The organism is Pseudonocardia phyllosphaerae, from assembly GCF_046546475.1.
GTDB lineage: Bacteria > Actinomycetota > Actinomycetes > Mycobacteriales > Pseudonocardiaceae > Pseudonocardia > Pseudonocardia phyllosphaerae.
The window spans coordinates 118332-142082 of the sequence record NZ_JBKGXS010000011.1 but is presented as its reverse complement, the minus strand read 5'-3'; the positions used below and the strand labels follow the sequence as shown (position 1 = coordinate 142082).

21 protein-coding genes are annotated in these 23751 nt (G+C 74.6%); 9 read left to right on the top strand and 12 right to left on the bottom strand.

Going from position 1 to position 23751, the window contains the following annotated elements:
* Positions 1–250: 250 nt before the first annotated feature.
* The 3 genes from ACLE50_RS20555 to ACLE50_RS20545 form a co-directional block, all read right to left on the bottom strand.
* Complete coding sequence (locus tag ACLE50_RS20555; RefSeq protein ID WP_410945233.1) at positions 251–3724, bottom strand: hypothetical protein; 3474 nt, start codon at positions 3722–3724, stop codon at positions 251–253.
* Between the two features lie 258 nt (positions 3725–3982).
* On the bottom strand, positions 3983–5155 hold the full coding sequence (gene moeZ, locus ACLE50_RS20550) for an adenylyltransferase/sulfurtransferase MoeZ (RefSeq protein WP_410945232.1): 1173 nt from the start codon (positions 5153–5155) through the stop codon (positions 3983–3985).
* Between the two features lie 76 nt (positions 5156–5231).
* A complete protein-coding gene (locus ACLE50_RS20545) occupies positions 5232–6281 on the bottom strand; it encodes an alpha/beta fold hydrolase (protein WP_410945231.1) in 1050 nt (349 codons plus the stop codon).
* 153 nt (positions 6282–6434) lie between these two features.
* Here ACLE50_RS20545 and ACLE50_RS20540 point away from each other — a divergent pair, with 153 nt between their 5' ends.
* From ACLE50_RS20540 to ACLE50_RS20530, 3 genes are read left to right on the top strand one after another with little or no spacing between them, the layout of a single operon-like run.
* Positions 6435–7343, top strand: coding sequence for a hypothetical protein (locus tag ACLE50_RS20540; protein WP_410945230.1), 909 nt, complete (start codon positions 6435–6437; stop codon positions 7341–7343).
* Positions 7307–9487: a hypothetical protein gene (locus ACLE50_RS20535; protein ID WP_410945229.1), complete on the top strand. Its 2181-nt coding sequence runs from the start codon at positions 7307–7309 to the stop codon at positions 9485–9487. The genes ACLE50_RS20540 and ACLE50_RS20535 overlap by 37 nt, the downstream gene beginning before the upstream one ends.
* 35 nt (positions 9488–9522) lie before the next feature.
* On the top strand, positions 9523–10152 hold the full coding sequence (locus tag ACLE50_RS20530; protein WP_410945228.1) for a TetR/AcrR family transcriptional regulator: 630 nt from the start codon (positions 9523–9525) through the stop codon (positions 10150–10152).
* A gap of 63 nt (positions 10153–10215) precedes the next feature.
* On the opposite strand, the gene ACLE50_RS20525 is transcribed toward ACLE50_RS20530, so the two are convergent.
* Together ACLE50_RS20525 and ACLE50_RS20520 are read right to left on the bottom strand one after the other, a co-directional pair.
* On the bottom strand, positions 10216–11121 hold the full coding sequence (locus ACLE50_RS20525; RefSeq protein WP_410945227.1) for an alpha/beta fold hydrolase: 906 nt from the start codon (positions 11119–11121) through the stop codon (positions 10216–10218).
* A gap of 167 nt (positions 11122–11288) precedes the next feature.
* Positions 11289–12212, bottom strand: a complete 924-nt coding sequence (locus tag ACLE50_RS20520) for an AurF N-oxygenase family protein (protein ID WP_410945226.1) — start codon at positions 12210–12212, stop codon at positions 11289–11291.
* 82 nt (positions 12213–12294) lie between these two features.
* Between ACLE50_RS20520 and ACLE50_RS20515 the strand changes: the two genes are divergently transcribed.
* Positions 12295–13011, top strand: a complete 717-nt coding sequence (locus ACLE50_RS20515) for a TetR family transcriptional regulator (RefSeq protein WP_410945225.1) — start codon at positions 12295–12297, stop codon at positions 13009–13011.
* A complete protein-coding gene (locus ACLE50_RS20510) occupies positions 13004–13366 on the top strand; it encodes a DUF4873 domain-containing protein (RefSeq protein WP_410945224.1) in 363 nt (120 codons plus the stop codon). Before ACLE50_RS20515 ends, ACLE50_RS20510 begins: the two co-directional genes overlap by 8 nt.
* 162 nt (positions 13367–13528) lie before the next feature.
* On the opposite strand, the gene ACLE50_RS20505 is transcribed toward ACLE50_RS20510, so the two are convergent.
* Together ACLE50_RS20505 and ACLE50_RS20500 are read right to left on the bottom strand one after the other, a co-directional pair.
* Positions 13529–13759: a DUF3107 domain-containing protein gene (locus ACLE50_RS20505; RefSeq protein WP_410945223.1), complete on the bottom strand. Its 231-nt coding sequence runs from the start codon at positions 13757–13759 to the stop codon at positions 13529–13531.
* A gap of 84 nt (positions 13760–13843) precedes the next feature.
* The gene (locus ACLE50_RS20500; RefSeq protein WP_410945222.1) at positions 13844–14506 is read right to left on the bottom strand and encodes a ferritin-like fold-containing protein; all 663 of its coding nucleotides are present in this window, start codon (positions 14504–14506) and stop codon (positions 13844–13846) included.
* Positions 14507–14904: 398 nt separating this feature from the next.
* On the opposite strand from ACLE50_RS20500, the gene ACLE50_RS20495 reads away from it, so the two are divergent.
* From ACLE50_RS20495 to ACLE50_RS20480, 4 genes are all read left to right on the top strand, one after another.
* Positions 14905–16716 carry a DEAD/DEAH box helicase gene (locus ACLE50_RS20495; protein ID WP_410945221.1) on the top strand — a complete coding sequence of 604 codons (1812 nt, stop codon included), beginning with the start codon at positions 14905–14907 and terminating at the stop codon, positions 16714–16716.
* 2 nt (positions 16717–16718) lie between these two features.
* Positions 16719–17972, top strand: a complete 1254-nt coding sequence (locus ACLE50_RS20490) for an Rv3212 family protein (protein ID WP_458788563.1) — start codon at positions 16719–16721, stop codon at positions 17970–17972.
* 55 nt (positions 17973–18027) lie between these two features.
* Complete coding sequence (locus ACLE50_RS20485; protein WP_410945219.1) at positions 18028–18633, top strand: PadR family transcriptional regulator; 606 nt, start codon at positions 18028–18030, stop codon at positions 18631–18633.
* Between the two features lie 103 nt (positions 18634–18736).
* Entirely contained in the window at positions 18737–20095 is a 1359-nt protein-coding gene (locus ACLE50_RS20480; protein ID WP_410945218.1) for an FAD-dependent oxidoreductase, read from the top strand.
* Between the two features lie 26 nt (positions 20096–20121).
* Here ACLE50_RS20480 and ACLE50_RS20475 read toward each other — a convergent pair whose 3' ends face one another.
* From ACLE50_RS20475 to ACLE50_RS20455, 5 genes are all read right to left on the bottom strand, one after another.
* Positions 20122–20613, bottom strand: coding sequence for a hypothetical protein (locus tag ACLE50_RS20475; RefSeq protein ID WP_410945217.1), 492 nt, complete (start codon positions 20611–20613; stop codon positions 20122–20124).
* Between the two features lie 95 nt (positions 20614–20708).
* Entirely contained in the window at positions 20709–21590 is an 882-nt protein-coding gene (locus tag ACLE50_RS20470; RefSeq protein WP_410945216.1) for a RecB family exonuclease, read from the bottom strand.
* A gap of 27 nt (positions 21591–21617) precedes the next feature.
* On the bottom strand, positions 21618–22493 hold the full coding sequence (locus ACLE50_RS20465; RefSeq protein WP_410945215.1) for a PHP domain-containing protein: 876 nt from the start codon (positions 22491–22493) through the stop codon (positions 21618–21620).
* A gap of 507 nt (positions 22494–23000) precedes the next feature.
* Complete coding sequence (locus tag ACLE50_RS20460) at positions 23001–23561, bottom strand: PH domain-containing protein (protein WP_458788562.1); 561 nt, start codon at positions 23559–23561, stop codon at positions 23001–23003.
* A 4-nt stretch (positions 23562–23565) separates the two neighbouring features.
* Positions 23566–23718 carry a hypothetical protein gene (locus tag ACLE50_RS20455; protein ID WP_410945213.1) on the bottom strand — a complete coding sequence of 51 codons (153 nt, stop codon included), beginning with the start codon at positions 23716–23718 and terminating at the stop codon, positions 23566–23568.
* Positions 23719–23751 lie beyond the last annotated feature (33 nt).

The following is a 23751-nucleotide window of genomic DNA, read 5'->3' as shown; positions in this document are numbered from 1 at the left end:
ACGCGCGACCCGGTCACCATTACGGGTGACGGCGCCGGGCGGCCCGGTCGCCGTCGACGCCCCGGATCCGCTCCCGGGGGCCGTCCGGTGGCTCTGTTGGTCGGCGAGTTCGGCCAGTTCCCGGTGATCGCCGCCCCCGGTCGTCGGCCGCTGCTCGGCCGGCCGGGCCCGTCCCCCGGTGATCACCGGTTCAGGAGCGGAACGCACGCTCAGCGGTTCGAGAGCTCCGCAACCGATGATCACCGAGGGATCAGCTGCCCTCGCCCGAGCCGCTCCGGTCGCCGGACCCGCCGGAGTCACTGCCCTGGTTGCCCGACCCACCTGAGTCGCCACCCTGATCCTCGGAGCCACGGGCGTCCTTACCGCCGGAGTCCCCGCCACCGGACTCATCCCCGGAGCTCCCGGATCCGCTGTCGTCCGCGTTCTTCTGCTCGTCGTTCTTCTGCTCGTCGGAGCCGCCGCTGCCGGACCCGCCGCTCTTCGACCCGCCGTCGGATCCGGTGTCCTTCGAACTATCGCTGCCGTCCGAGCCATGGCCCTTCGAGCCACCGTCGTCCGAGCCGCCGCCCTTCGAACCACCGTCGTCGGAGCCGCCGCCCTTCGAACTATCGCTGTCGTCCGAGCCATGGCCCTTCGAGCCGCCGTCGTCCGAGCCACCGCCGGAACCCTCGTCACCGGATCTGCTGCCGGAGCCACCGCCGCTGCCGGTGCCGGAGCCCCCGGAGCCACGCTGCCCCGACCCGGTGGAGTCCGACCCGTCGTCCGTGCCCGGCCTCGACGCGCCCCGGGACTGCTCCGCCTCCTGGCGGTCGGCCTCGTCGAGCACCTTCTCCGTGCCCTCGCCGTCGCCCATGACCGCGCGGACCCACGGCTCAGCGGCCGCGCGGGCGATGCCGCTGCCGTCGCTCGAGTCGGAGCCGCCGGACCCGCCGTCCTGCGACTTCGGCGACGGTGCGTCGTCCTGCGGCTTCTCCGACGGGCCGTCGACCTGCGACTTCTCCGACGGCGAGTCGTTCCGCGACTTCGGGGAACCCCCCTTGTCCTGGGCCTTCGGGGACTCCTCCGCCTTCGGAGACTCCTCCGCCTTCGGAGACTCCTGGGCCTTCGGGGACTCCTGGGCCTTCGGGGGCGATCCTTCGTCCTGCGCCTTCGGAGACCCGCCACCGTCCTGCACCTTCTCCGACGGTCCCTCGTCCTGGGCCTTCGTCGACGGGCCGCTGTCGTCCGACTTGTGCGGCGATCCGCCGTCGTCCGGGGTCGGCAACGGCAGCGCCTCCCGGGGCTTCTCCGACGGCGACGAGTCGCCCCCGGACTCGTCGTTCTTCTCCTCCGTCGACGGCGAGCCGGCACGCGGACGCTCCACCGGGCCGGACCGGTCGCTGTCGTCGCCGCCCTGCCGGTCACGCTGCGGACCCTGCTGCCGGTCGGTCACCGGCCCGTCGTCGCGGGACCCGCCCTGCGTGTCCGCCGAGCCGCTCCGTTCGGACTCGTCGCGCCCGGGGTCGTCACGCTGCGGAGTCCCGACCTCGGGGGACGTCGGAGTCGGGGCGTCGATCTTCGGCCGGGCATCCGAGGACTGCCCGGGCTCCGCGGCCGGCGAGCCGCCGCCCTGCGGGCTGCGGTCCTTACGACCGCCCTCCTGCGCGTCCGCTTTCCCGTCGTCCGGGTTCGCGTCCTTCGCCTCGGGACGCGGCACGGCGCGGCGGTCATCGCCGCCGGGCGCGAGCGTGTCACCGACATCCTGCACGGTGCCGCCGACCGTGTCGCCGACCTTGCCGACCGGGCCGTCGTCGCCACCCGGCTTCGCCTCGGGCGTCGCCGGCGAGGGGCCCGCGGCGCCGTCGTTCCCGGTCTCCGGCGCGGCGGGGGTCTCGGCACGCGGGCCGCGGCGCGTGTCCGGGGTCCGCTCCCGGGCGTCGTCGCGGGTCGACGCACCGCCGTCGCGGTCCGCGGAACGCTCCTGCGACGGACGCGGGCCGCCACCGGTGATCTTCTCGACGCCGTCCGATGCGTCGGACACGGCTCCGCCGAGCTGCTCACCGGGCGACTGCGTGGCAGGGGCGAGGTCACGGGCCTTCGGCTTCTCCGCACCGTCCGGCCCGGACGCCGGACGCTCGGGGCCGTCGGCCTGCGGCTGCGGAGTCGGAGAATCCTGCGTCTGCGGGGCCCGGGCCTGGGGAACCCCAGCCTGCGGGGCCTGCGTCTGCGGCACCTGCGCCGACGGCGTGGGCTCGGGTGTGGGCTCGGCGGAACGCTGCTCGGGCACCGACGGAGCCGACGGGCCGGCGGACGCGGGAGCGGGCGGGCCCTGCACCGGGGCGGGGGTCGTCGTCTCGGGTCCCGCGGCGCGGGCGTCGGCGGCGTCCTCGCGTGGTGCGGTCTCGTCGCGCGGACCGCGCGGGTCCGGCGGGCCACTGGTGCCGACGTCGTCGGCGGGCCGGTCCCCCGACGTCTCGCGCCCGCCCTGCAGCACCTCCGGTTGCGTGCGGATCTGCGGGGGCGCCTCCGGCGCGGGCGTCTCACCACGGCTGAGCGCGAGCACCGCACCGGCGAGCTCGTCGGTACGGCTCGTGTCCTCCGGCAGCGGGGACGCGACGGCGTGCTGGATGCCGTCGTCGAGGGCGCGCAGCGACTCCGCGGCTGCGTCCCGGCGACGCGCGCGCAGGTCGCGCTGCTCCTCCAGCGCCGCCACCGAGGCCGCCTGATCCACGGTGCGCTTCGCCGGCGGCGGCAGCTCCGCGACGACCTGGTCGAGCTGCGCGAGCTGCTGGTCGGCGAGCGCGAGGTCGTCGCCGACCTTCTGCCGGGACCGGTAGTCGTCGAGCTGGGCCTGCAGCGCCGCCTTCTGCTGGAGCACGGTCGCGCGCTGCTGGCGGAGCCGGACCACCGGTGCGGGCACCGGCACCGAGCTGGGTGCCGGTGCGACGGACTCCGGGATCGCACCGGCCGTGGTCTTGTGCTGCATCGTGTCCCACGCCCGCTCGCTGCGTTCGAGGGTCCGGAGCTGGCCGTCGAGCCCGGCCAGCGCGATCCGCGCCGACGCCGCCCACTCCTCCGCGGTCCGCGCGTGCGGCACGTTGTTCTCGGGCGACTGCGGCGACGTACTCAGGGCGTAGCCACCGACGAGCGTGGCGGTGGCCGCGATCAGTGCCCACGCACGCGGGTGGCGCAGCAGGGTGCGCGGGGCGGTGAGCCGACTGTCGCCGCGACGGCCGTCCCCGGTGCCGGACCGCCCGGCCCGGCGGGTGGCCCGGGCGGACGCGACGCGGGGCCCCGCGGGGCCGCGGACCGCCGACGAGCGAGGGCCGCGGTGCGGCGCCGGGCCCGTCGTGGGCGTCGGCTCGGGGGCGGCCGGCTCGGGGGCGGCCGGCTCGGGCGCCGTGCTCGCGGGGGTGGCGGACTCGAGGGCCGCCGGCTCCGGGGAACCGTCCGTGCCGGCGCCGGCCGCGTGCTCCTCGGAGTGCTCCTCCCCGGAGGGCCGGACCACGGCGTCGGTCGCAGCCGTGCCGTCGCCCGGAACGGAGCCGTCGGCCGGCTCGCGCAGCCACGGCAGCGTCTCGGCGGCCCGGGCGTTCTCCGCCCGCTGGGCCTCCATGCGCCGCAGCTGGCGGGCCCGGTTGCGATGCGCCGCACAGCAGAAGCGCCGGGCGGGACGCCCGTACTCCGGCACGAGCGGTTCGTCACAGCCGTCGAGGGCACACACGCCCGCCGATTGCTCGACCACCCGAGACCTCCGCCCCGACCGGTCACCCGCCGGTCTCATGCGATCCGCTTGTCGTGACGTGGAACGCCCACGTTTCACCGAACCGGGCAGTAATACGGCGGAACGGACGGAGTTACGCCGAGCGCCCTACTTCGCTGCTCCAGCCGGACGCACGAACGGCCGCCGTCCCGCAGTGGGACGACGGCCGTTCGGGACGGGTGCGGTCGCGAACCGCGCCGGTGCCCGGCTGTGCCGGCCGGGCACCGGATCAGGCGACGATCAGTACGTCGGCTGCGACGGGTCGATCTGCTTGACCCAGGACAGGACGCCGCCACCGACGTGTACGGCGTCGCCGAAGCCGGCCTTGTGCAGCGCCGCGAGAGCCTCGGCGGAGCGACCGCCGGACTTGCAGTGCAGCACCACCGGGCGATCCTGGGAGATCTCCGAGAGCGCCTCGCCCGAGAGGATCCGGTCCTTCGGGATCAGCGTCGAGCCCGGGATCCTGACGATCTCGTACTCGTGCGGCTCGCGGACGTCGATGAGCTGGAAGTCCTTGCCCGCGTCGATCATCTGCTTGAGCTCGCCGACGGTGATCGTGTGGCCCGCGGCCGCGTCCTGCGCGTCCTGGGTCACGGTGCCGCAGAACGCGTCGTAGTCGATCAGCTCGGTGATCTTCGGCGTCTCCGGGTCCTTGCGGATCTTCACCTGGCGCCAGGTGGTCTCCAGCGCGTCGTAGATCACCAGGCGGCCGAGCAGCGGCTCACCGATGCCGGTGATCAGCTTGATCGCCTCGTTGACCATGATCGAGCCGATCGACGCGCAGAGCACGCCCAGCACACCGCCCTCGGCGCAGGACGGCACCATCCCGGGCGGCGGCGGCTCGGGGTAGAGGTCGCGGTAGTTGAGGCCCTGCCCGTCCGGCGCGTCCTCCCAGAACACCGACGCCTGGCCCTCGAAGCGGAAGATCGAGCCCCAGACGTAGGGCTTGCCGAGCAGCACCGCGGCGTCGTTCACCAGGTAACGGGTGGCGAAGTTGTCCGTGCCGTCGAGGATCAGGTCGTAGTCCCGGAACACGTCCAGGACGTTGTCGCTGGTCAGGCGCTCGTTGTGCAGCCGGACCTCGACGTAGGGGTTGACCTCGCGGATCGAGTCGCGCGCGGACTCGGCCTTCGGGCGGTCGATGTCGGACTGCCCGTGGATGACCTGGCGCTGCAGGTTCGACTCGTCGACGACGTCGAACTCGACGATGCCCAGCGTGCCCACACCGGCGGCGGCCAGGTACAGCAGCGCGGGCGAGCCGAGCCCACCGGCGCCGACGACCAGGACCTTGGCGTTCTTCAGCCGCTTCTGCCCGTCCATCCCGACGTCCGGGATGATGAGGTGGCGGCTGTACCGCTCGACCTCTTCCTTGGTGAGCTCGGCAGCCGGCTCCACCAGCGGCGGTAGCGCCATCTCGTCCACTCCTCCGTGCTTGTGGGGTGTCTCGGGCGTGTCAACGCAACGTTCGTCCCGCATCTTCCCGCACGGGTCAGACGGTCTCGTCCCACAGCCCTGCGACGGCGGCGGCGACCGCGTGCGGACGCTCGATCTGGGCGACGTGCCCGGCGTCCGGGACGACCGTCAGCCGCGCACCGGGCAGCGCCTCGGCGGTGCGCCGGGCCAGCCTCGGGGACACGACGCGGTCCGCACCGCCCCACACGACCAGTGACGGGACCTGCACCTTCGCCGCGCGCGCCCACACCGAGCGGCCGCCCCAGAGGGCGAGCAGCCCGCGGGTGGCGGCGTCGGTGGCCTCCTCGGCCCAGGGCAGCGTCGCGCGGAAGCGGTGCTCGTCGACCAGCTCGTCGAGGCGGCGGTCGGTGCCGCGGGCCGGGTCGGCGAAGCAGAGCCGCAGGACGCGCTCGGCGCGCGAGCGCAGCGGCTCGGACTCCAGCGCGCGCCGGGCGCCGCGGCCGAGCATGGGCACCATCGCCAGCGCCATCCGCGGGTCCGACAGCCGGCGCGGGTCGGGACGGCGGTCGGGCACCGCGGGGGACACCAGCGCCAGCGAGCGGACCAGCTCGGGCCGGCGGGCGGCGACGGTCATCGCGACGATCCCGCCGAGCGAGTTCCCGACCAGGTGCACCGGGCGCCCGCGGCCGGCGAGCCAGCAGAGCAGGGCGTCGGCCATGCCGTCCGGGGTGAAGTCGCGCGACGCCGTCGGAGTCGAGTGGCCGAACCCGGGCAGGTCGACGGCCACGCCGGTGGCCCGCGGGGCGAGCAGCGCGGCCAGGTCGGTCCAGTTCGACGCCGAACCGGCGAGTCCGTGCACGAAGACGACCTCGGCGTCGTCGGCGCCGGGGGTCTCGCGCACGTGCAGCCGGACCCCGCCGGAGCTCACCGCACGACCCGGCCACGGCGGCAGGTGCGGCGGCAGCGGGGGCAGCACAGCGGTGTCGACGCCACTGAACGTGACCGCCGACGGCGGGCGGATCGGTGTCGCGGTGCCGCCGGCCGGGCGCGCGTCCACCGCCGTCGTCGCGACCGAATCGGTCGCGGTGACGGCTGGGTGAACGGGGAGCGTCGTACCGGCGGACATTCGACCAGGATGACGTGTCGCAATCCCCCGCGTCGAGCCGGGGCGGGCGTGGCGCGGGCCTCGTGACGCCCGGCGATCGCCCACCTACCGAGCGCAACGCCGTCGGCGGTCACGCGTTGTATTCGTGGGACGACGCTCCGGAGGTGCGCGCCGATGAGGCGGATCGCGGGATCGGCCGGCACCCGGCTCGCCGGGTTCGCCGCGGCCGCCGTGCTGGTGTTCACCGGTGCCTGGACGGCCGGAGCGGTCGCGGGCGGCACCCCGGTCGGCTCGCGGACCGTCGTGCAGGCCGGGACGGAGACCACGAGCGCGGCCTCGTTCGAGGGGGTGCCCGGCGGGGTCCTCGGCACCGGCGCCGGCTACACGCTGACCCCGGTGCGGACGGTGTTCCCCTGGCGCAAGCGCGCCGAGGTCGCGTTCACCGTCACCGGGTCCGACGGCCGGCCGGTGACCCGGTTCGACACCCCGCCGGGCGGGGCCCCGGTGCTCGACGCCGCCCTGGTCCGCCGCGACGACGCCGGCTACACCCGGCTGCACCCCGTACTCGGCCCGGACGGTGTCTGGCGGGCACCGGTGACCTTCCCCGGGCAGGGTGTGTGGCGGCTCTATGCCGGGTTCACCCCGACCGGCGGGCCCGCGCTCGACCTCGGTACCGACGTGCACGTCCCCGGGACCTACGGGGCGTTCACCTTCCCCTCCGACGAGCGCAGCGGGCGCTGCCACGGCTCGGACGAGCAGGTCCGGCTCGACGGGGCGCTGCTCGCCGGCGGGGAGTCCCGGCTCTACGCGACCGTGAGCCGCGCCGGACGGCCGGTGACCGACCTGGAACCAGCCGGCGGCGGGGCGTTCGGGCTGATGACGGCCGTACGACAGGGGGACCTCGTCCGTGTCCCCGTGCAGCCGCAGGTCACCGGGGCGCACGCCGGGGACCGCGCGGGACCGGGCGTCGCCTTCACCACGACGGTGCCGGCGCCGGGCTCCTACCGGCTGTTCCTGGACTACCGCTCCGGCGGGACGCTGCGGTCGTGCGAGTTCACCGTGTCGACGGCGGCGCGGAGCTGAGCCGGGTGCGCACCCGCGACCCGTGGGCCCAGGGCGCACTCGCGACGGCCGCCCTGGTCCTGCCGATCACGACGGTGTGGGCCCCGCCGGGGGTCACCCCGCTCGCCGCACCGGTCGTGGGAGCGCTGTGCTGCGTGCTCGCCGGGATCGTGGTGCTCGGCGGCGGACGCGCGGTGCACGTGTCGGCGCTGTGTGCTCTGCGGGCGGGGACGACGAGCGCGGCTCTCGGGGTGTCGGTGCCGGCGCTCGCGGCGCTGGGCTGGTCCGCGTATGCGGTGGTGGAACAGTTCCCGGCGGTGGCGAGCGGGGCGCCGGGCGGGGCCGCACCGATGGTGCCCTGGGCGCTCCTCGACGGGACCGCGCTCCTCCCCGGCGCCGCAGCGATGATCATGGTCCCGGCGGTGGTGTCGACGACGCCGTTGCGGCACAACGGACACGGTGGGCGCTTTGCTCTGCTCACCCATACGCATCACCCGCTGCCGAGCTCCGCCGCACCGCCCGGTGCGGCTCTGCTCACGCATACGCATCACCCCTCCCCCGCCGACCTCCGGTGCTCGGTCCTGCTGCCCGCCGCGGCGCTGCTCGCCGTCGCGGTCGCCGGGTTCCGGATCGGGTTCGGCGCGACGGTCACCGAGGCGGTTCCGGCCGCGCTCGCCGTCCTGCTCGGGTCGAGCCCGTGCGCACTGCTCGTCACGGTGCCCTCGGCGGTGCGCGCCGCCGACCGCGCGGGCGGCCCGGACATCCGGCTGCCGCTGCCCGCGACGTCGCCGGGAACACCCGGCTCCGATCCGGACGGCCGCCCGGGACCGCTCGCCGGGCCGCGGGCCGCGGGCCGGGTCGACGTCGTCGTCCTCGCCGGCACGGATGCGCTCACCGGCCGCGGCCCGGGCGTTGTCGCCGTGCAACCGGATGCGGACACGCGGCCGACCGAGGTGCTGCGGCTGGCCTCGGCGGTCGCGGCCGCCGCGGCGCCGGGCAGCGACCTCGCGCCGTTCGCCCGGGCGCTGAGCGCTGCGACACCCGGGGACGTCCCGGTCGTCGCCGAGCCCGACGAGCAGCCCGGCCGCGGGCTGTCCGGGCTGGTCGCCGAGCTGCGGCCGGGATCGGGCGGCGACGACGGCACGGGCGGGGCGACCGCCACCGTCGTCGCCCATGCGGTGCTGCTCGGGTCGCCGCAGTGGCTGCGCGAGCACGGCGTCGCGCTGCCGGCCGAGCTCGCAGGAACCCGGGACCGCGCCCTGGCCGCCGGGGAACCGGCCGTCGCCGTGGCCTGGGACGGGTTGGCCCGCGCCGTGCTCACCCTGTCCCGGTGCCCGGCTCCGGGGACCGCCGCCGGGCTGCGCGAGCTGCGCGCGGCCGGCGTCACCCCGGCTCTGCTCACCCCCGACGACGACGGCCCCGCCCACGCCCTCGCCGCCGCAGCCGGTATCGACACCGACGGTCTCGACACGGACGGACACGACACCCACGGACCCGGCGCCGACGGACTCGCCGCACCCGGACCCGACGACGCACCCCGGCTCGGCGCGGGCGGGCTCGACGTCGTGCGGTCCCGGCTCGACGCGGCGGGCCGCGCGGCCGCGGTGACCGCGCTGCGGGCACGCGGGCACACCGTCGCCGTCGCCGCCGACCCGCTCTGCGACGCGGCGGCGCTCGCCGCCGCGAACCTCGCGATCACCGTCGTCCCCGGCGAGGTCGCCCGTCCCGCCGCACCCACGACCATCACCGTCCATGGTGGACTCGACGTCGTGGCGCGGGCCCTGGTCCTGGCCCGCCGCACCGAACGGGCCGTCGTCGCCGGACTGCGGGTCGGCACCGCGGCGACCGTCGTCGGCGCGCTCGTCGCCGCAGCCGGCCTCCCAGCTCCCGTCGCGGCGGCGATCCCGCTGGCAGGCACCGCGATCGCCCTGGTCACCACCGTCGGGGGCGTCCGCCCGTCGCTCCGCCGACAGGACCGGAACGCGCCCTCCGGAGCGGCACGGAGGGGGCCCGGCCGGCCCGGTACGAACCGGACGCGGCGCGCCGGTCACCCCGATGGCAGGATGATCGCTCACCCGCCCCGGGGGCGACGCCGCCTCGCAGCCACCGCCCGTCCGGCGCAGTCTGAGTTCACACGGTGTTCGTCATCCGGGGTTACTTGCTAGTAGGGTGACCGCACACCGGGTGAAAGGTAGGGGCGATGACCGGAACCGCCACGCCACGGGGAGCACGGCTCTCGCGCGGCGCCCGCCGGGCTCAGCTGTTGCTCGCCGCCCGGGACGTCTTCGCCGACCAGGGTTATCACGCCGCTGCGATGGACGACATCGCCGAGCGCGCCGGGGTCAGCAAGCCCGTTCTGTACCAGCACTTCCCCGGGAAGCTGGAGCTGTACCAGGCGCTGCTCACCACCTACGCCGAGGAGCTCGTCGAGCGGGTCTCCGGGGCGATCGAGCGGACCCAGGACAACAAGGAGCGCGTGCAGGCCGCGGTCGCCGCGTACTTCGACTTCGTGGCCGGCGAGGGCCGCGCCTACCGGCTCGTGTTCGAGTCGGACCTGCGCGGGGACCCCGAGGCCGCCGCCGTCGTCGAGAGCGCACTGGACCGGTGCATCGACGCGATCGCCGGCGCTGTCACCACCGACGCCGGCCTGGACACCGACCGCGCGCGGCTGCTCGCGGTCGGACTGGTCGGGCTGAGCCAGGTCGCAGCCCAGTTCTGGCTGGACTCCGAGCAGCGCGTCCCGCGCGACGAGGCCGTCGCCCTGATGACCTCGCTCGCGTGGCGCGGCATCGCCGGGTTCCCGAAGCAGGACCTCGGCGAGCAGCAGTGAGCAGAGGCGAGCGCAGCAGGTAAGCAGAGCCGGTGGGGCACCGCCGCGACGCCCCACCGCAGCTCAGGCGGCCTGCGGCACCGTCGCACGGTGGGCCAGCGACGCGATCCGCGCCGCCACCTCGCTCACCCGCTCGAGGGGCAGCATGTGCCCCGCACCCGGGAAGTAGGTCGTGCGCGCGGTCGGCAGGTTCGCCGCGATCCGGCGGGTGAACCGCGGCGGCGTCAGTCGGTCCCGGGTGCCGACCATCAGCTCGACGGGCAGCTCGGCGAACGTGGCCAGCGCGGCGTCGCGCTCGTGCGTGGTGAGCGTCGGGGTGAAACCGGAGATCGTCGTCGGACGGCAGTCGGCGATCTCCTCGCAGGTCGCCCGCACCGCCAGCTGCCCCGGCCTGCGCCCCAGCAGCAGCGCACGCATCCCCGGCACGAGCAGGCGCGGGTGGGTGGTCAGCGCGCGGCGGTCGACCCAGAGGTCGCTGCGCTCGAGCCGGTCCTTGCCGGCCAGGAACACCTGTGCCGGACGGCCGGTGAGCCCGAGCGTCGCCGCGGCACCCAGCCCGCCGCTCGCCGTCGCGACGAGGGCGACACCCGCGACGCGGGACGCGACGACACCGGGGTGGCGCTGGGCGAGCGCCATCGTCGTCATGCCCCCCATCGAGTGCCCGGCGAGCACCAGCGGCCCGGACGGGCACACCTGCTCGATGACCTCGGCCATGTCGTCGGCGAGCTGGTCGATGGTCTTCGACGCGTCCGGGGTGTCGTCGGAGCGGCCGTGCGCGCGGTGGTCGTAGCGGATGACCCGCATCGGGCCGGCGCCGCCGCGGCCGAGGATCTCCGCGACCGGTGCCCAGGACCGTCCGTCGAGAGTCCAGCCGTGCGCGCAGAGCACGGTCACCGCGGCGTCGCGCGGGCCGCTCTCCTCGACGTGCAGGCCGGTCCCGTCCCGGGTCACGACTCGTCGGCTGATCATCTTCTCGGGTTCCTCCGGTCCGTGCCGGCGGCGGTCGCGGTGCGCTCCGCCGCCCCTTTGCTCTGCTCACCCATGCGCATCAGGCCTGGTCACCGGCCCGCACCTGCTCTGCTCACGCATACGCATCACCCCGCCCGCACCCGGCGGGCGGGGATGAACCGCGCTGCTCACACCAGGTGCGCACGCTTCCACAGCAGCTCGCTGGGGCCGCCGATGACACCCTGCTCGCGCAGGAACGGCACGAGCTTGCGGGCGGTCCAGCGCAGGCTCTCGCGGTGGTTCGGGTTCGCGTCCGCGGCGGCCCGGCCGACCCGCGGGTCGATCCCGACGCTGCGGTACACCTCGGGATGGATCAGGTTCCGGGCGACGACGTGGGCGATCGCCGCGGTCAGCGTGCGGGCCAGCTCGCGCTGCCGCCGGTTGACCTTGGGCATGATCCGCTGCAGCTCCTCGCGGGCGTAGCGGACGTGCCGGGCCTCCTCGGTCACGTGGATCTTGTTGACCATCCGGGACAGCGGCTGGACCCGGTCGTCACGCATGCTCTCGCGCTGCAGCTGGTCGAGGACCTCCTCGACGAACAACGTTCCGGCGAACATCGCGGGCCCGGTGCCGACGGTCTTCATGATCCGGCCGAGCTCGTGGGTGAGCGTCGTCGGCGCGTAGTCGGGGACGCCGTAGCGCTCGGTGGCCTTGGCGAACATCATCGAGTGCCGGCACTCGTCGGCGATCTCGACCAGGGCGTACTGGATGTGCGCCCGACGGGGGTCGCGGTCGTAGGCGTAGCGCAGCAGCATCTGCATGAGGATCATCTCGAACCACAGGCCGATGCGGGCGACGCTGCAGAACTCGTGGATCGACAGCGTGATCCGCTGTTCCTCGCTCATCTGCTCCCACAGCGCCGTGCCGTACAGCGAGACGCGCTCCGGGGCGACGCCGTAGCGGCCCTCGACGAGCGGGGCGTCCCAGTCGATGTCGATCGACGGGTCGTAGGAGGTGGTGACCGAGCTCCGGAGCAGCCGCGTCGCGGTGTCGTCACGGTCGGCCACCCGGTCCTTGCTGCCGGTACGTCGCGGTGCGGCGGGAGCGCTCACGGCACGGTCCTCTCGTCGTCGAGGGGCAGTCCACCGGCGACGGGACTTGTTGCTACCGCCGGTAGCTGTTACCACTGGTAACGTGGCGCAGCAGTCGAACGATGTCAAGCCCGACGCACGCGAGGCCCGGCGGGCCGAGCGGCGGGCCGAGATGGTCACCGCCGCGATGGACGCCATCCGCGAACACGGGCCCGGGGTCTCGGTCGCCCAGATCGCCGCCGAGGCCGGCATCACCAAGCCCGTGCTCTACCGGCACTTCGCCGACCGGGCCGACCTGCAGCGTGCCGTCGGCGAGGCCGCCGCAGCGATGCTGATGGAGCGGATGAACCCCGTGCTCGCCATCGAGGCCGAGCCGCTCGAGCAGGTCGCCGCGATCATCGACGCGTTCCTGCACGGCATCGAGGACGAGCCGCAGCTCTACCGGTTCGTGGTGCACAACCCGGCCGAGCCGACACCCGGTGTGGAGATCGTGCAGGACGTCCGCGGGCAGATCGCGCAGCTGCTCGCCGTCGTGCTGGGCGACCGGCTGCGCGCCGAGGGCCGTGACTCCGGCGGCGCCGAGGTCTGGGCGCACGGCCTGATCGGCATGGTCCAGTCCGCCGGGGACTGGTGGCTCGACCGGCGCACGATGAGCCGCGAGTCGCTCACCAACTACCTGTCCGCGCTGATCTGGGGCGGGCTCGCCGGCGTCGCAGGCATCGACACCTCGACCGCCAACGCCGACATCCTGCGGATCGTCCCCGACCCGCACACCGCGACCGACCCCGACACCGGCGCTCCCGAGCAGAACCGTGGCTGACGCCTCCGGGCAGGCCACCCCCGAGCACGCCACCGACGAGCAGGCCACCGACGACGAGGGCTACACCGGTCCCGCGACCCTCGTCGTCGCCGGTGAGGAGATCACCGTCGAGGTGCTGCTGACCGCCCGCAACGAACCGTTCGACGGCCGTCTGCACTGGTCGGGACGGGTCCGGGAACACGAGCGGGTCACCACCCTGCTCGACGGCGGCACCGGCACAGCCGAGCTGCGCACACCCGGGCACACCGCGACCGGGACGCTGTCGGACCCCGACACCTGGGGCCGGTACCGGATCAGCGGGATCGGCAGGCCGCCGTTCGCGCTCGACGAGATGCCGCCGCCCGGGAGCGACTGAGCACTCCCCCACCGACGCACTGTCCTACCGACGACGACGGGCCCGGCTCCCCAGAGGAACCGGGCCCGTCGTTCACATCCGGACGGCTCAGCCGCGGTACCGATATGGCGGCTCAGCCGCGGTACCGATATGGCGGCTCAGCCGCTGTACCGATATGGCGGCTCAGCCGCCGAGACCGAAGCCGACCTTGCGCTCCTCGGCCGGGCCGATCTCGACGTAGGAGATCCGCGCGACCGGGACGACGTAGCGGTTGCCCTGGTCGTCGGTGAGGTCGAGCAGTCCGTCGTCGGACTTCATGGCCCCGCTCACGAGCTGGGCGACCTCGTCCGGCGAGCGGTCGCTGGACACCACGAGCTCCCGCGGGGTCTCCGCGATGCCGATCTTGACCTTCACCGGTGAACCTCCCGATCCGTGCACTGCTTGCTTCCGCCGTCAGGCTAGACGAGCCGCAGCCCCCCGCGCCGGGAGACGGGCCGGTCAGGACAGGCCGAGCCGGCTCATCCGCTTGCCGTGCGCGGACTGCACCGTCCGGATCAGCCCGGCGACCCCGCCGCTCTCCCCCGACCCCAGCACGATGAACTCGGCCAGCTCGTCGCGCTCGGCCACCACCCGCTGGGCGTGCGTGACGGCCTCGCCCAGCAGGCGTCGTCCCCAGAGCGCGAGCCGGTCACGCTGCTCGGGCTGGGCCTCGCACGCGGCGTGGACCTCCCGCTCGGCGAACGCGCTGTAGCCGGTGTCGGCCAGCACCCGCTGCACCAGCTCACCGGTCGCCGGGTCCACCCAGCGCGCGACCTCGCGGTAGAAGTCGGCACCCAGGCCGTCGCCGAGGTAGGCCTTGACCAGCGACTCCGGCCAGCTCCGCGGCGCGGTCGAGGCGTGGTAGCTGTCGATCAGGGCGACGAACGGAGCCATCGCGTCGGCGACGTCGACGCCACTGGCCGCCAGGTGCTCCTCGATGACGCGGAAGTGGCCGATCTCGGCCGCGGCCATCGTCGACAGCTGGGCACGGCCGGCCAGCGTCGGGGCCTGCCGGGCGTCCTCGGCGAGACGGTCGAACGCGGACAGCTCCCCGTAGGCGAGCACACCGAGCAGCTCGACCGTCACCGGGGCGGGCGCCGCGGGACCGGCGTCGGTGGTCATGACGTCACCCTAACCGGACGGACGGGGCCTGCGGGACGGGCCGGACCGGGCACCGGTGGGGCGCAACCACCACCACGTCGGGCACCGATGGGACATCTCACCACATCGCGCAGGCGGTCGGGCGTCGTCGCGCCTGGACGGGGCGGGTATCATGCGGGACAGCGCGCGGCCGAACTCGGCCGACGCGCCCACCGCGCGGATCCGGGTAACGGGGCGGGCGGACCACGGACCGGTGTCAAGGCCGGGACCCCGGGGCCCGCCACATCTCACCGGGACCGCACCCGACCTGGTGCGCGCAGCGCCCCGGCGGCTCTCCCGCCCCGTCCGGCTCCCGGACGCGGGGGCGGTCGACGAGCTCCTCCGGTTCCTGTGTGCTGAGAGAGGCGATCACCCTGTCCGTGTCCGAGAGCAACACCGAGTCCCCCGATACGGCCGACCCCGGCTTCGAGGCCACCGGCATCACCCCGGTCGAGGCCCCCGAGGGCGTCGTCAACCCCGGCGGCGAGAAGCTCCCCCCGACCTTCGCCGAGCTGGGCGTCCGCCCCGAGATCGTCTCCGCGCTCGCGGAGAACGACATCGTCCGCACCTTCGCGATCCAGGAGCTGACGCTGCCGCTGGCCCTGGCCGGCGAGGACGTCATCGGCCAGGCCCGCACCGGTACCGGCAAGACCCTGGGTTTCGGCGTGCCGCTGCTGCAGCGCGTCACCCCGCCCGGTGAGCAGCCGGCCGCGACCGCCGAGGGCGAGGCGGCGGACCGCACCAAGGACGTCCCGCAGGCGCTCGTCGTCGTCCCGACCCGTGAGCTGTGCGTTCAGGTCGCCCGGGACATCGCCGCCGCGGGCAAGAACCTCGGCATCCGCGTCGTCGCGATCTACGGCGGCCGGGCCTACGAGCCGCAGCTCGAGGCGCTGCGCAAGGGCGTCGACGTGGTCGTCGGTACTCCGGGCCGGCTCCTCGACCTCGCCGAGCAGCGTCACCTGGTCCTCGGCCGGGTCAAGGCGCTCGTGCTCGACGAGGCCGACGAGATGCTGGACCTGGGCTTCCTGCCCGACGTCGAGCGGATCCTGCGCATGCTCCCCGAGGAGCGGCACACGATGCTGTTCTCGGCGACCATGCCGGGCCCGATCGTGCAGCTGTCGCGGGCGTTCCTGACCCGCCCCACGCACATCCGCGCCGAGGAGTCCGACCAGGGCTCGATCCACGAGCGCACCAAGCAGTTCGTCTACCGCGCGCACGCGATGGACAAGGTCGAGCTGGTCACCCGGGTCCTGCAGGCCCGCGACCGCGGCCTGTCGATGATCTTCACCCGGACCAAGCGGACCGCGCAGCGCGTCGCCGACGACCTGGCCGAGCGCGGGTTCGCCGCCGCGGCCGTGCACGGCGACCTCGGCCAGGGTGCCCGTGAGCAGGCGCTGCGCGCGTTCCGCGCGGAGAAGGTCGACGTGCTCGTCGCGACCGACGTCGCCGCCCGCGGCATCGACGTCTCCGGCGTCACCCACGTCATCAACTACCAGTGCCCGGAGGACGCGAAGACCTACGTGCACCGGATCGGCCGCACCGGCCGCGCCGGGCGCGAGGGCGTCGCGGTCACCCTCGTCGACTGGGACGAGATCCCCCGCTGGAAGCTGATCTCCGACGACCTGAACCTCGGGATGCCGGAGCCGGTCGAGACCTACTCGACCTCGGCGCACCTGTTCACCGACCTGAACATCCCGACCGACGCGTCCGGGCGGCTGCCGCTCTCCGCGCGCACCCGCGCCGGACTCGACGCCGAGTACATCGACTCCGACGGCGACCACGGCACCCGCAAGCGCTCCGGCCGCGACCGCGACTCCGGGCGTGACTCGGGGCGCGGCGGCCGCGGCCCGGTTTCCGGGTCCGGCAGGTCCGGCTCCGACTCCGGCTCCGGCTCCGACGGCGAGGGCACCCGCCCGAGCCGTAACCGCCGTCGCCGCGGGCGCACCCGCGGTGGCGTCGCCGTCGACGGCGAGGCGAAGGCCGAGGGCAGCAACGCTTCCGGCGCCGCGACCGAGAGCACCTCGTCCGGCTCGGCCGATGGTGAGCAGAGCAGCACCGGGCCCGCGGGCTCCGGCTCGGAGGACTCGACCGGCTCGGGCGAGGGCCGGCCGCGCCGCCGCCGTCGTCGCGGGGGTCGCGGACGCTCCGGCGGTGGCGGCGAGTCCGCCGGCGCCGACGCCGCCGCCAGCTGACCTTGCTGCGCTCCCGGGACCGGGCCGGGCACAGCCCCTGGGCCCCGGTTCCCGCCGAACGACGTCACCGCGGCGACCTCCTGGTCGCCGCGGTGATCGTTGTTCTGCTGCTGGTCGTGGGCCTGGCCTACGGCTTGAACAGCCCCGCCGCGCGCACCGAGTCGGTCACCGCGACCGGCTCGCCGACGCCGGTCCCCGTGGCCGGTCCCGTCCCGGGCGGGTTCACCGAGCTGTGGCGGGCGCAGAGCCCGGCGACACCGGTGCCGGTCGCGGGCGGGCCCGACGTCGTCGTCGCCGAGGGGTCGCGGGTCTCCGGACGCGACGCCGTCACCGGCGCCGAGCGCTGGAGCTACACCCGTGCCCTGCCGCTGTGCACCGTCGCCGGCGCCTACGACCGGGTCAACGCGCTGTACCGCAACGGCGAGTACTGCTCCGAGCTCAGCAGCCTCACCCCGACGACCGGGGTGCGCGGGCCCTCCCGCACCCTCGACGCCCGTCCGGGGGTCCGGCTGATCGGCGAGGACCCGGTGCTCGCGACCGGGCCCGACTACCTGGAGACGTTCCGCTCCGATCTCGTGCGCACCGCCGAGTACGGCACCGTGTTCGCGCTCAAGGAGCCCGGCGACCAGCCGCGGACCGGGTGTTCGTTCCGTTCGTTCGCCGCCGCCAGGGACCGCGCCGGCGTCCTGGAGAAGTGCCCCGGCGACGCCGGGGAACGGCTCAGTGTGCTGCGCCCCAGTGGCACCGACGGCGACAAGCCCGCGTTCGACGCGACCGTCGTGCTGCCCGGTGTCGCGGGCGCACAGCTCGTCGCCGTCTCCCCCGAGCGCGCCGCGGTGCTGCTGCCCGGCGCCCCGGCACTCGCCCTGTTCGACCGGGGCGGCCGCCGTGTCGGCACCGCGCCCGTCGAGGCCGGGCCCCGGCTCAACGTCCCGGCCGACGGCGTCGCCCGCACCACCACCGACCCCGCCGCCCGCTACTGGTGGACCGGCAGCGCGACGATCGCGCTCGACGCGACGACACTCGCCCCGCGCTGGACGCTGCCGGACACGCTGGGCCCGGGCACCCGCTACGGCGACGACCTGCTCGTCCCCACCCCCACCGGGCTGGCCGCCGTCGACCCGGCGAGCGGCGCCGTCCGCCGGTCCGTCCCGGTCGACCGCGGCGGCTGGACCGGCCCGGTGCAGCTGGCGACCGCCGGCGGGCTGCTGGTGGAGCTGCGTGGGACGGAGCTGGTGGTCCTGCGGCCTGCGTGACGGCCCGGCCTCGCCTCCCTTGCCTAGTGTCGTAGACACTAGTAGCTTCAACACTATGACCCAGCGGTCCGGCCTCGCGCTCGCCGTGCTCAGCCTGCTCACCGAAGCGCCGCTGCACCCGTACCGGATGCAGCAGCTCATCCGTGAGCGTGGCAAGGACGACGTCGTCAACGTCGGACAGCGGTCTCAGCTCTACAAGACGATCGACCGTCTCGCGCGCGACGGCCTGATCACCGAGCACGTCACCGAACGCGAGTCCGCCCGCCCGGAGCGGACCGTCTACACCGTCACCGCCGCCGGGCGCGAGGTCGCCGAGGAGTGGGTCCGGGACATGCTGGCCGCTCCCCGGCCGGACTTCCCGGAGTTCCTCGCCGCGCTCGCCCACCTCGCCGGGTTGCGCCCCGACGACGCCGCGAACGCGCTGGGCTCCCGGCTCGACGTCCTCCGACGGCGCCTCGGCGCGGCCCGGGCGAGCTACGACGCCGTCGCCGGTGTGCTGCCGCGCGTGGTCGTCGTCGAACTGGAGTACTCGATCACGATGCTGGAGGCCGAGTCCTCCTGGGTCGCCGCGCTGGTGTCCGACCTGCGCGACGGCAGGCTCACCTGGAATCGCGCCGAGCTGGAGCGTCTCGCCGAGGCGCAGCTTCACCGCACCGTCTGAGCCGGACCGCTCACTCCCACACCGCCCACTCCCACACCGTTCGCCTGCGGCGGCCCTCCCGACCGGGAGCGGCCGCGCTGCCGCCTGCCCCACGGAGGACGCCATGTCCGCACGTGCCCCACGAGTGATCATTGCCGGAGCCGGGACCGGAGGCCTGTGTCTGGCGCACGGGTTGCGCCGGGCCGGAATCGAGGTCGTCGTCCTGGAACGGGACCGGCACCGTACCGGTGGCCTGCAGGGCTACCGGGTCGGAATCTCCCCGAACGGTGCCCGCGCACTGCGCGCGTGCCTGCCGCCCCAGTTGTACGCCCTGTTCGAGGCGAGCACCGGCGACGCCTACGACGGCATGCTGATGTGCACCGAGCGCTATCGCGAGCTCCTGGCATTGCCGTACGCGGAGCTCCCCGGAGGCGGCGACGACGAGCACAACGTCAGCCGGGCGACCCTGCACCAGGTGCTGCTCCGCGGCCTGACCGACGTGGTGCACTTCGGCCGCACCGTCACCGGCTACGCGGAGAACCAGGACGGCACGGTCACCGTGCACGCCGACGGCGGTGCGGACGTCACCGGTGACCTGCTCGTCGGTGCGGACGGGGCGAACTCCCGGGTCCGGCCCCGCCTGCTGCCCGGGGCCGGGCACACCTCCACCGGCCTCGTCGGGATCGGTGGCAGGGCACCGCTCGACATGCGGACGCTCGAGCTGCTGCCGGGCGGCCCGTCGTCGGGCATCACTCTGCTGTTCGACCGGCACGGCGGTGTGGGCATCACCCACGTCATGCGGATGCGCTGGGACGACGAGCATGTGCCCCGAACAGGCATCGAGCCTCGGCACGCTGCCGCGCTGGCAAGTCCGCTCGGCCGTGAGCTGCTCGCCGCGGACACCACGACGGACTTCGTGTCCTGGGGCCTGACCGTGCCGGCCCACTGGTTCCCGGACGGACCCCCGAGCCGGGACGACACCCCGGGCGTGTTCGCCGACGTCGGCCGTCTCACCTCCGGATGGGATCCGCGCTGGCAGGAGCTGGTGCACCGATCCGCACCGGAGTCCGCGGTAGTGATCGACATCCGGACCTCGGATCCGCTGCCGGACTGGACCCCCGGCCCGGTCACCCTCCTCGGCGACGCCGCGCACACCATGACCCCGGGGCGCGGTGCCGGCGCGAACACCGCGTTACGGGACGCACGCGAGCTGCGCGACCGCCTGGTCCGTGTGCGCGACGGGGAGCTGGATCTCCGGACGGCCGTCGGCGAGTACGAGGCACTGATGCGCCGCTACTCCGCGGTTGCCGTCCGCGAGTCCCTGGAGTTCCTCAACGACGACGTCGCCCGCCGCTCCCCCGCCGCTCAGGCCGTCGCAACAACCGTGCAGCGGACCGGGATGCGGCTGGTCAACCACGTACCGGCGCTGCGGAGGCGGATCGCGCGCGGCATGCAGCGAGTCCGGGACTCCGAGTTCGTCTGATCCGCGTCGTCCCGACGGGTTCCCGCTCAGAAGAACCAGCAGAACCCGAGCACCAGCACGACGACGGCGAGCACCACACCCGCCGCGATCGTCCCGGCCCGGTCCCGGCGCCGGTCGGCCACGACCTGCCCGCCGACCGCGACGAGGGCACCCACGACGTGCGCGGTCACGGTGCCGCTGCCGGGGCCGGCCATACCGTTGCGCGAGGCGACCCAGGCGACGACGAGCAGCGCGACCGTCAGGACGACGAACCCGCCGGTCAGCACGCCGGTGAGCCCGCGCAGCAGCCGGCCGCCGACACCCGGGCGGCTCTGCTCACCCCTGTCCCGGCCGCGGTCCGCACGGCTCTGCTCACCACGCCCGCGACGCTCGCTGCGCCGGGCCCCGCGGTCGTCCGCGCGCGACGCCGGGTGCGCCTCCGGCTCGTCGTGCCGACCGCCGCCCGGCGCGGTGCGCGGCCGCTCCGCACGCTGCGGACGGGTCGGCTGCTCGGACCCGCCGAACGGCCCGGGCGGCACGGCGGGTCCCCCCGACGCGCGCATCGGCCGCGTCGGCGGAGCAGGGGCGGTCACCCGGGCCGGCCGGGGGGCCTGCCGGGACTGACGATCGGCGTTCACGGTGCGAGCAGCTCCCATGGACGGGGCTCGGGGGTCGCGGCACGACCCTCGGGGCAGTGCCGGCGTACGGGGCAGGTGCCGCAGTGCCCGCCGGTACGGACCGGGAAGAGCGCGTCGGCGTCGCCACCGGCGTCCAGCGCGGCGGTCGCGTCGGCGGCGGCCGACGCCGTCGCCTCGGCCGAGGCGACGTGTTCGGCCAGGGAGGCGTCGTCGTGCTCGGCGACGGCGATCCGTCCGCTCGGCAGATGGAACAGCTCCACGACGCGGCAGTCGCGGTGGAACACGTGCGCGGCCGCGACGGCGTAGAGGGCGAGCTGGCGCGACGCGGCGGCGTCGCCGTCGTCGGGGACGCGGCGACCGGTCTTGAAGTCGACGACGGTGAGCTCGCCGTAGCGGTCGTCGAGCCGGTCGATGCGGCCCTCGACCAGCAGCGACCCGACCGGGGCACTGACCCACCTCTCGACGGCGACCGGGTCGTCGCTGCCGACCGTGCCCTCGGCGGCCTCGGCAACCCACTCGCGGGCGCGTTCCTGGTAGCGGGCGGCCTGGTCGTCGTCGGCGAAGCCCTCGTCGGACCAGTGCTTATTCACCAGCGCGGCGGCCTCGGCCGGGGTGCGGCGGTCCGCGGGCAGCTCGGCGAACGAGCGCAGCGCGAGGTGGACGACGGCGCCGAGCGTGGTGTGGGCGAACCCGCCGCCGCGCGACGGGGCGGGCTTGTCGACGTGCAGCATCCGGTAGCGACGCGGGCAGGTGTCCCAGGTGTCGAGCTTCGCCGGCGTCACCCGGTGCAGCTTGGTGGCCCCGAAACCGGGGTCGAGGAGGTCCAGCCCGAGCTGGCCGTCCTGGCACCCCGTGGCGGGAGTGGTGGTCCGGGCCATCCGCTCACGGTACAGCGCGGCCGGTGATCACCCGGTGACGACCTCGGCACCGCGCGCGCGGACGAGAAGAGCGTCCAGAACGTCCGGATCCGTGGTCTCCGCGGCGAGCGGGGTCGGCTTGTTCGTGCCGTGGTAGTCCGATGATCCGGTGGCCAGCAGCCCGTGCTCGGTGGCGAGCCCGCGCAGCAGCGCACGGTCGGCCGGCTCGTGGTTCGGGTGGTCGACCTCGACACCGGCCATCCCCCGCTGCGCCAGGTCCACGATCACCGAGGGTTCGACGACGCGGCCCCGGACCCGCGCCAGCGGGTGCGCGAACACCGCGAGACCACCGGCCGCAGTGATCATCTCGACGGCGGTCTCCACCGGAGTGTCCGCGCGCGGCACGTAGTACGGGCTGTCGTTGTGCAGCAGCTCGGCGAACGCGTCGCTGACCGTCTCGACGACCCCGGTGGCGACGAGCGCACGGGCCAGGTGCGGCCGTCCGGCGCTGCCGCCCTCGGGCAGGTGGGCGAAGACCGAGTCGACGTCGACCGGGTACCCGTCGGCCGCCATCCGCCCGATCATGGTGCGCAGCCGCTGCACGCGTTCCACGCGGAGCCGCTCCTGCTCGGCGACGATCGCGTGGTGCTCCGGGTCGAACAGATAGCCGAGCAGGTGCACCGAGCACCGCGGCTCCCCATCGCGACCGGTCGGGCTCAGGCAGGAGAACTCCGCGCCGCGCACGAGCCGCAGCCCCGGTGGCACCGCGGCGGCCGCCTCGGCCCACCCGTTCGTGGTGTCGTGGTCGGTGATCGCGACGACGTCGAGCCCCGCGTCCGCGGCGGCCCGGACCAGCCCTGCCGGGCTGTCGGTGCCGTCGGAGGCGGTCGAGTGGGCGTGCAGGTCGATCACGGGCCGGGACACGCTTCCGACCCTAGCCCGCGGTGTCCAGGAGAGCCCCGGTCGAATCCGCCGGCCGGACGACGACAATGCGGCCGTGGGGGCGGGCGACGAGCCGCGTGCGAGCACACCGCCCCGTACCGGGCTTTGCTCTGCTCACCCCCACGCATCACTGCAGGTCAGCGGCGACGTCAGCCTCAAGACCACGGCACAGCGGCCCGGACGACGACCGGCACCGCCGGCCGGTCCCGGGGCTGGCGACCACGCGGATCGCACCCCGCCCGTCGGGCGGGCTCGGCCCACGGCCGAGGGGGATGCGTGGAGGTGAGCAGAGCCGGGCCGTGCCCGTGAGCTGGGGTGATGCGTGGGGGTGAGCAGAGCAAAGCGACCTCCCGAACCCCGTCCGCGGACTCGACGAGACGCGTCCGACCGCCGCAACGAAGATCGATTGCGAGCGGCCGGGGCACGACGAGAGGCGGGTGGTGTGCCCGTCGGCACGCCACCCGCCTCGTCGTAGCAGAGAATCCGGTGTCAGCGCCGCCAGCGCGGCTTGGCCAGGGCACCCGTCGCGCGGGTCTTGCCCTTCTCACCGAACACCAGCTCGGAGAGCGCCTCGTAGATCTCCTCCGGGCGCGGCATGTAGTCGATCTGGTTCAGCGCCTGGATCTGACCGGCGGACTCGACCACCATCGTGCCGAAGCCGAGCATGCGCCCGGACAGCGTCCGCCGGAACGTCAGGTCGGTGACCTTGCCCAGCGGCATCATGCCGACGTTGTGGACGATGATCCCCTGCGCGATCATCACCCGCTTGTCGGTGATCACGATGCGTTCGATCCACCAGAGGATCGTGTTCGCGGTGAACCTCAGCACGGCGACGAGCGCCAGGTAGAACGCCACGTTGTCGACGATGACGTCCGCGCCGGCCGGTAGGTGGCCGTACTGGTCCAGCGCCTGCTCGACGCCCATGACGACGAGCAGGAACAGACCGGTCTGCAGCATGTGGTTGGCCATGACGGCCCAGTGCTGCCGCACGCGGATGACACGTCGCTCCGTTGGCAGGAGGTACTCGTCGATCTCCCGAGGAGCGAGCACGCGATCAGACCAAGCTGGTGACGAACGTGGAGACCGACTGAGCCGCGTTGTACAGGATGTTGCCCACGTTCTGGACCGAGCCCGCCGCCGCCTGCGGCGCGGTCACGACCAGAAAGATCCCCAGCGCTACCGCTAACAAGATCAGGAACTTGCGCACGTCCAGGACCATCCGTTCCGACCCGTTGGAACA

Bases quoted from the DNA above. Each gene is read 5' to 3' on its own strand.
- moeZ (WP_410945232.1), bottom strand. From the start codon at position 5,155: ATGGCGCTACCGCCGCTGGTGGAGCCGGCTGCCGAGCTCACCAAGGAA.
- ACLE50_RS20500 (WP_410945222.1), bottom strand. From the start codon at position 14,506: ATGACCACCGACGCCGGTCCCGCGGCGCCCGCCCCGGTGACGGTCGAG.
- ACLE50_RS20530 (WP_410945228.1), top strand. From the start codon at position 9,523: ATGACCGGAACCGCCACGCCACGGGGAGCACGGCTCTCGCGCGGCGCC.
- ACLE50_RS20540 (WP_410945230.1), top strand. From the start codon at position 6,435: ATGAGGCGGATCGCGGGATCGGCCGGCACCCGGCTCGCCGGGTTCGCC.
- ACLE50_RS20470 (WP_410945216.1), bottom strand. From the start codon at position 21,590: ATGGCCCGGACCACCACTCCCGCCACGGGGTGCCAGGACGGCCAGCTC.
- ACLE50_RS20485 (WP_410945219.1), top strand. From the start codon at position 18,028: ATGACCCAGCGGTCCGGCCTCGCGCTCGCCGTGCTCAGCCTGCTCACC.
- ACLE50_RS20525 (WP_410945227.1), bottom strand. From the start codon at position 11,121: ATGATCAGCCGACGAGTCGTGACCCGGGACGGGACCGGCCTGCACGTC.
- ACLE50_RS20545 (WP_410945231.1), bottom strand. From the start codon at position 6,281: ATGTCCGCCGGTACGACGCTCCCCGTTCACCCAGCCGTCACCGCGACC.
- ACLE50_RS20480 (WP_410945218.1), top strand. From the start codon at position 18,737: ATGTCCGCACGTGCCCCACGAGTGATCATTGCCGGAGCCGGGACCGGA.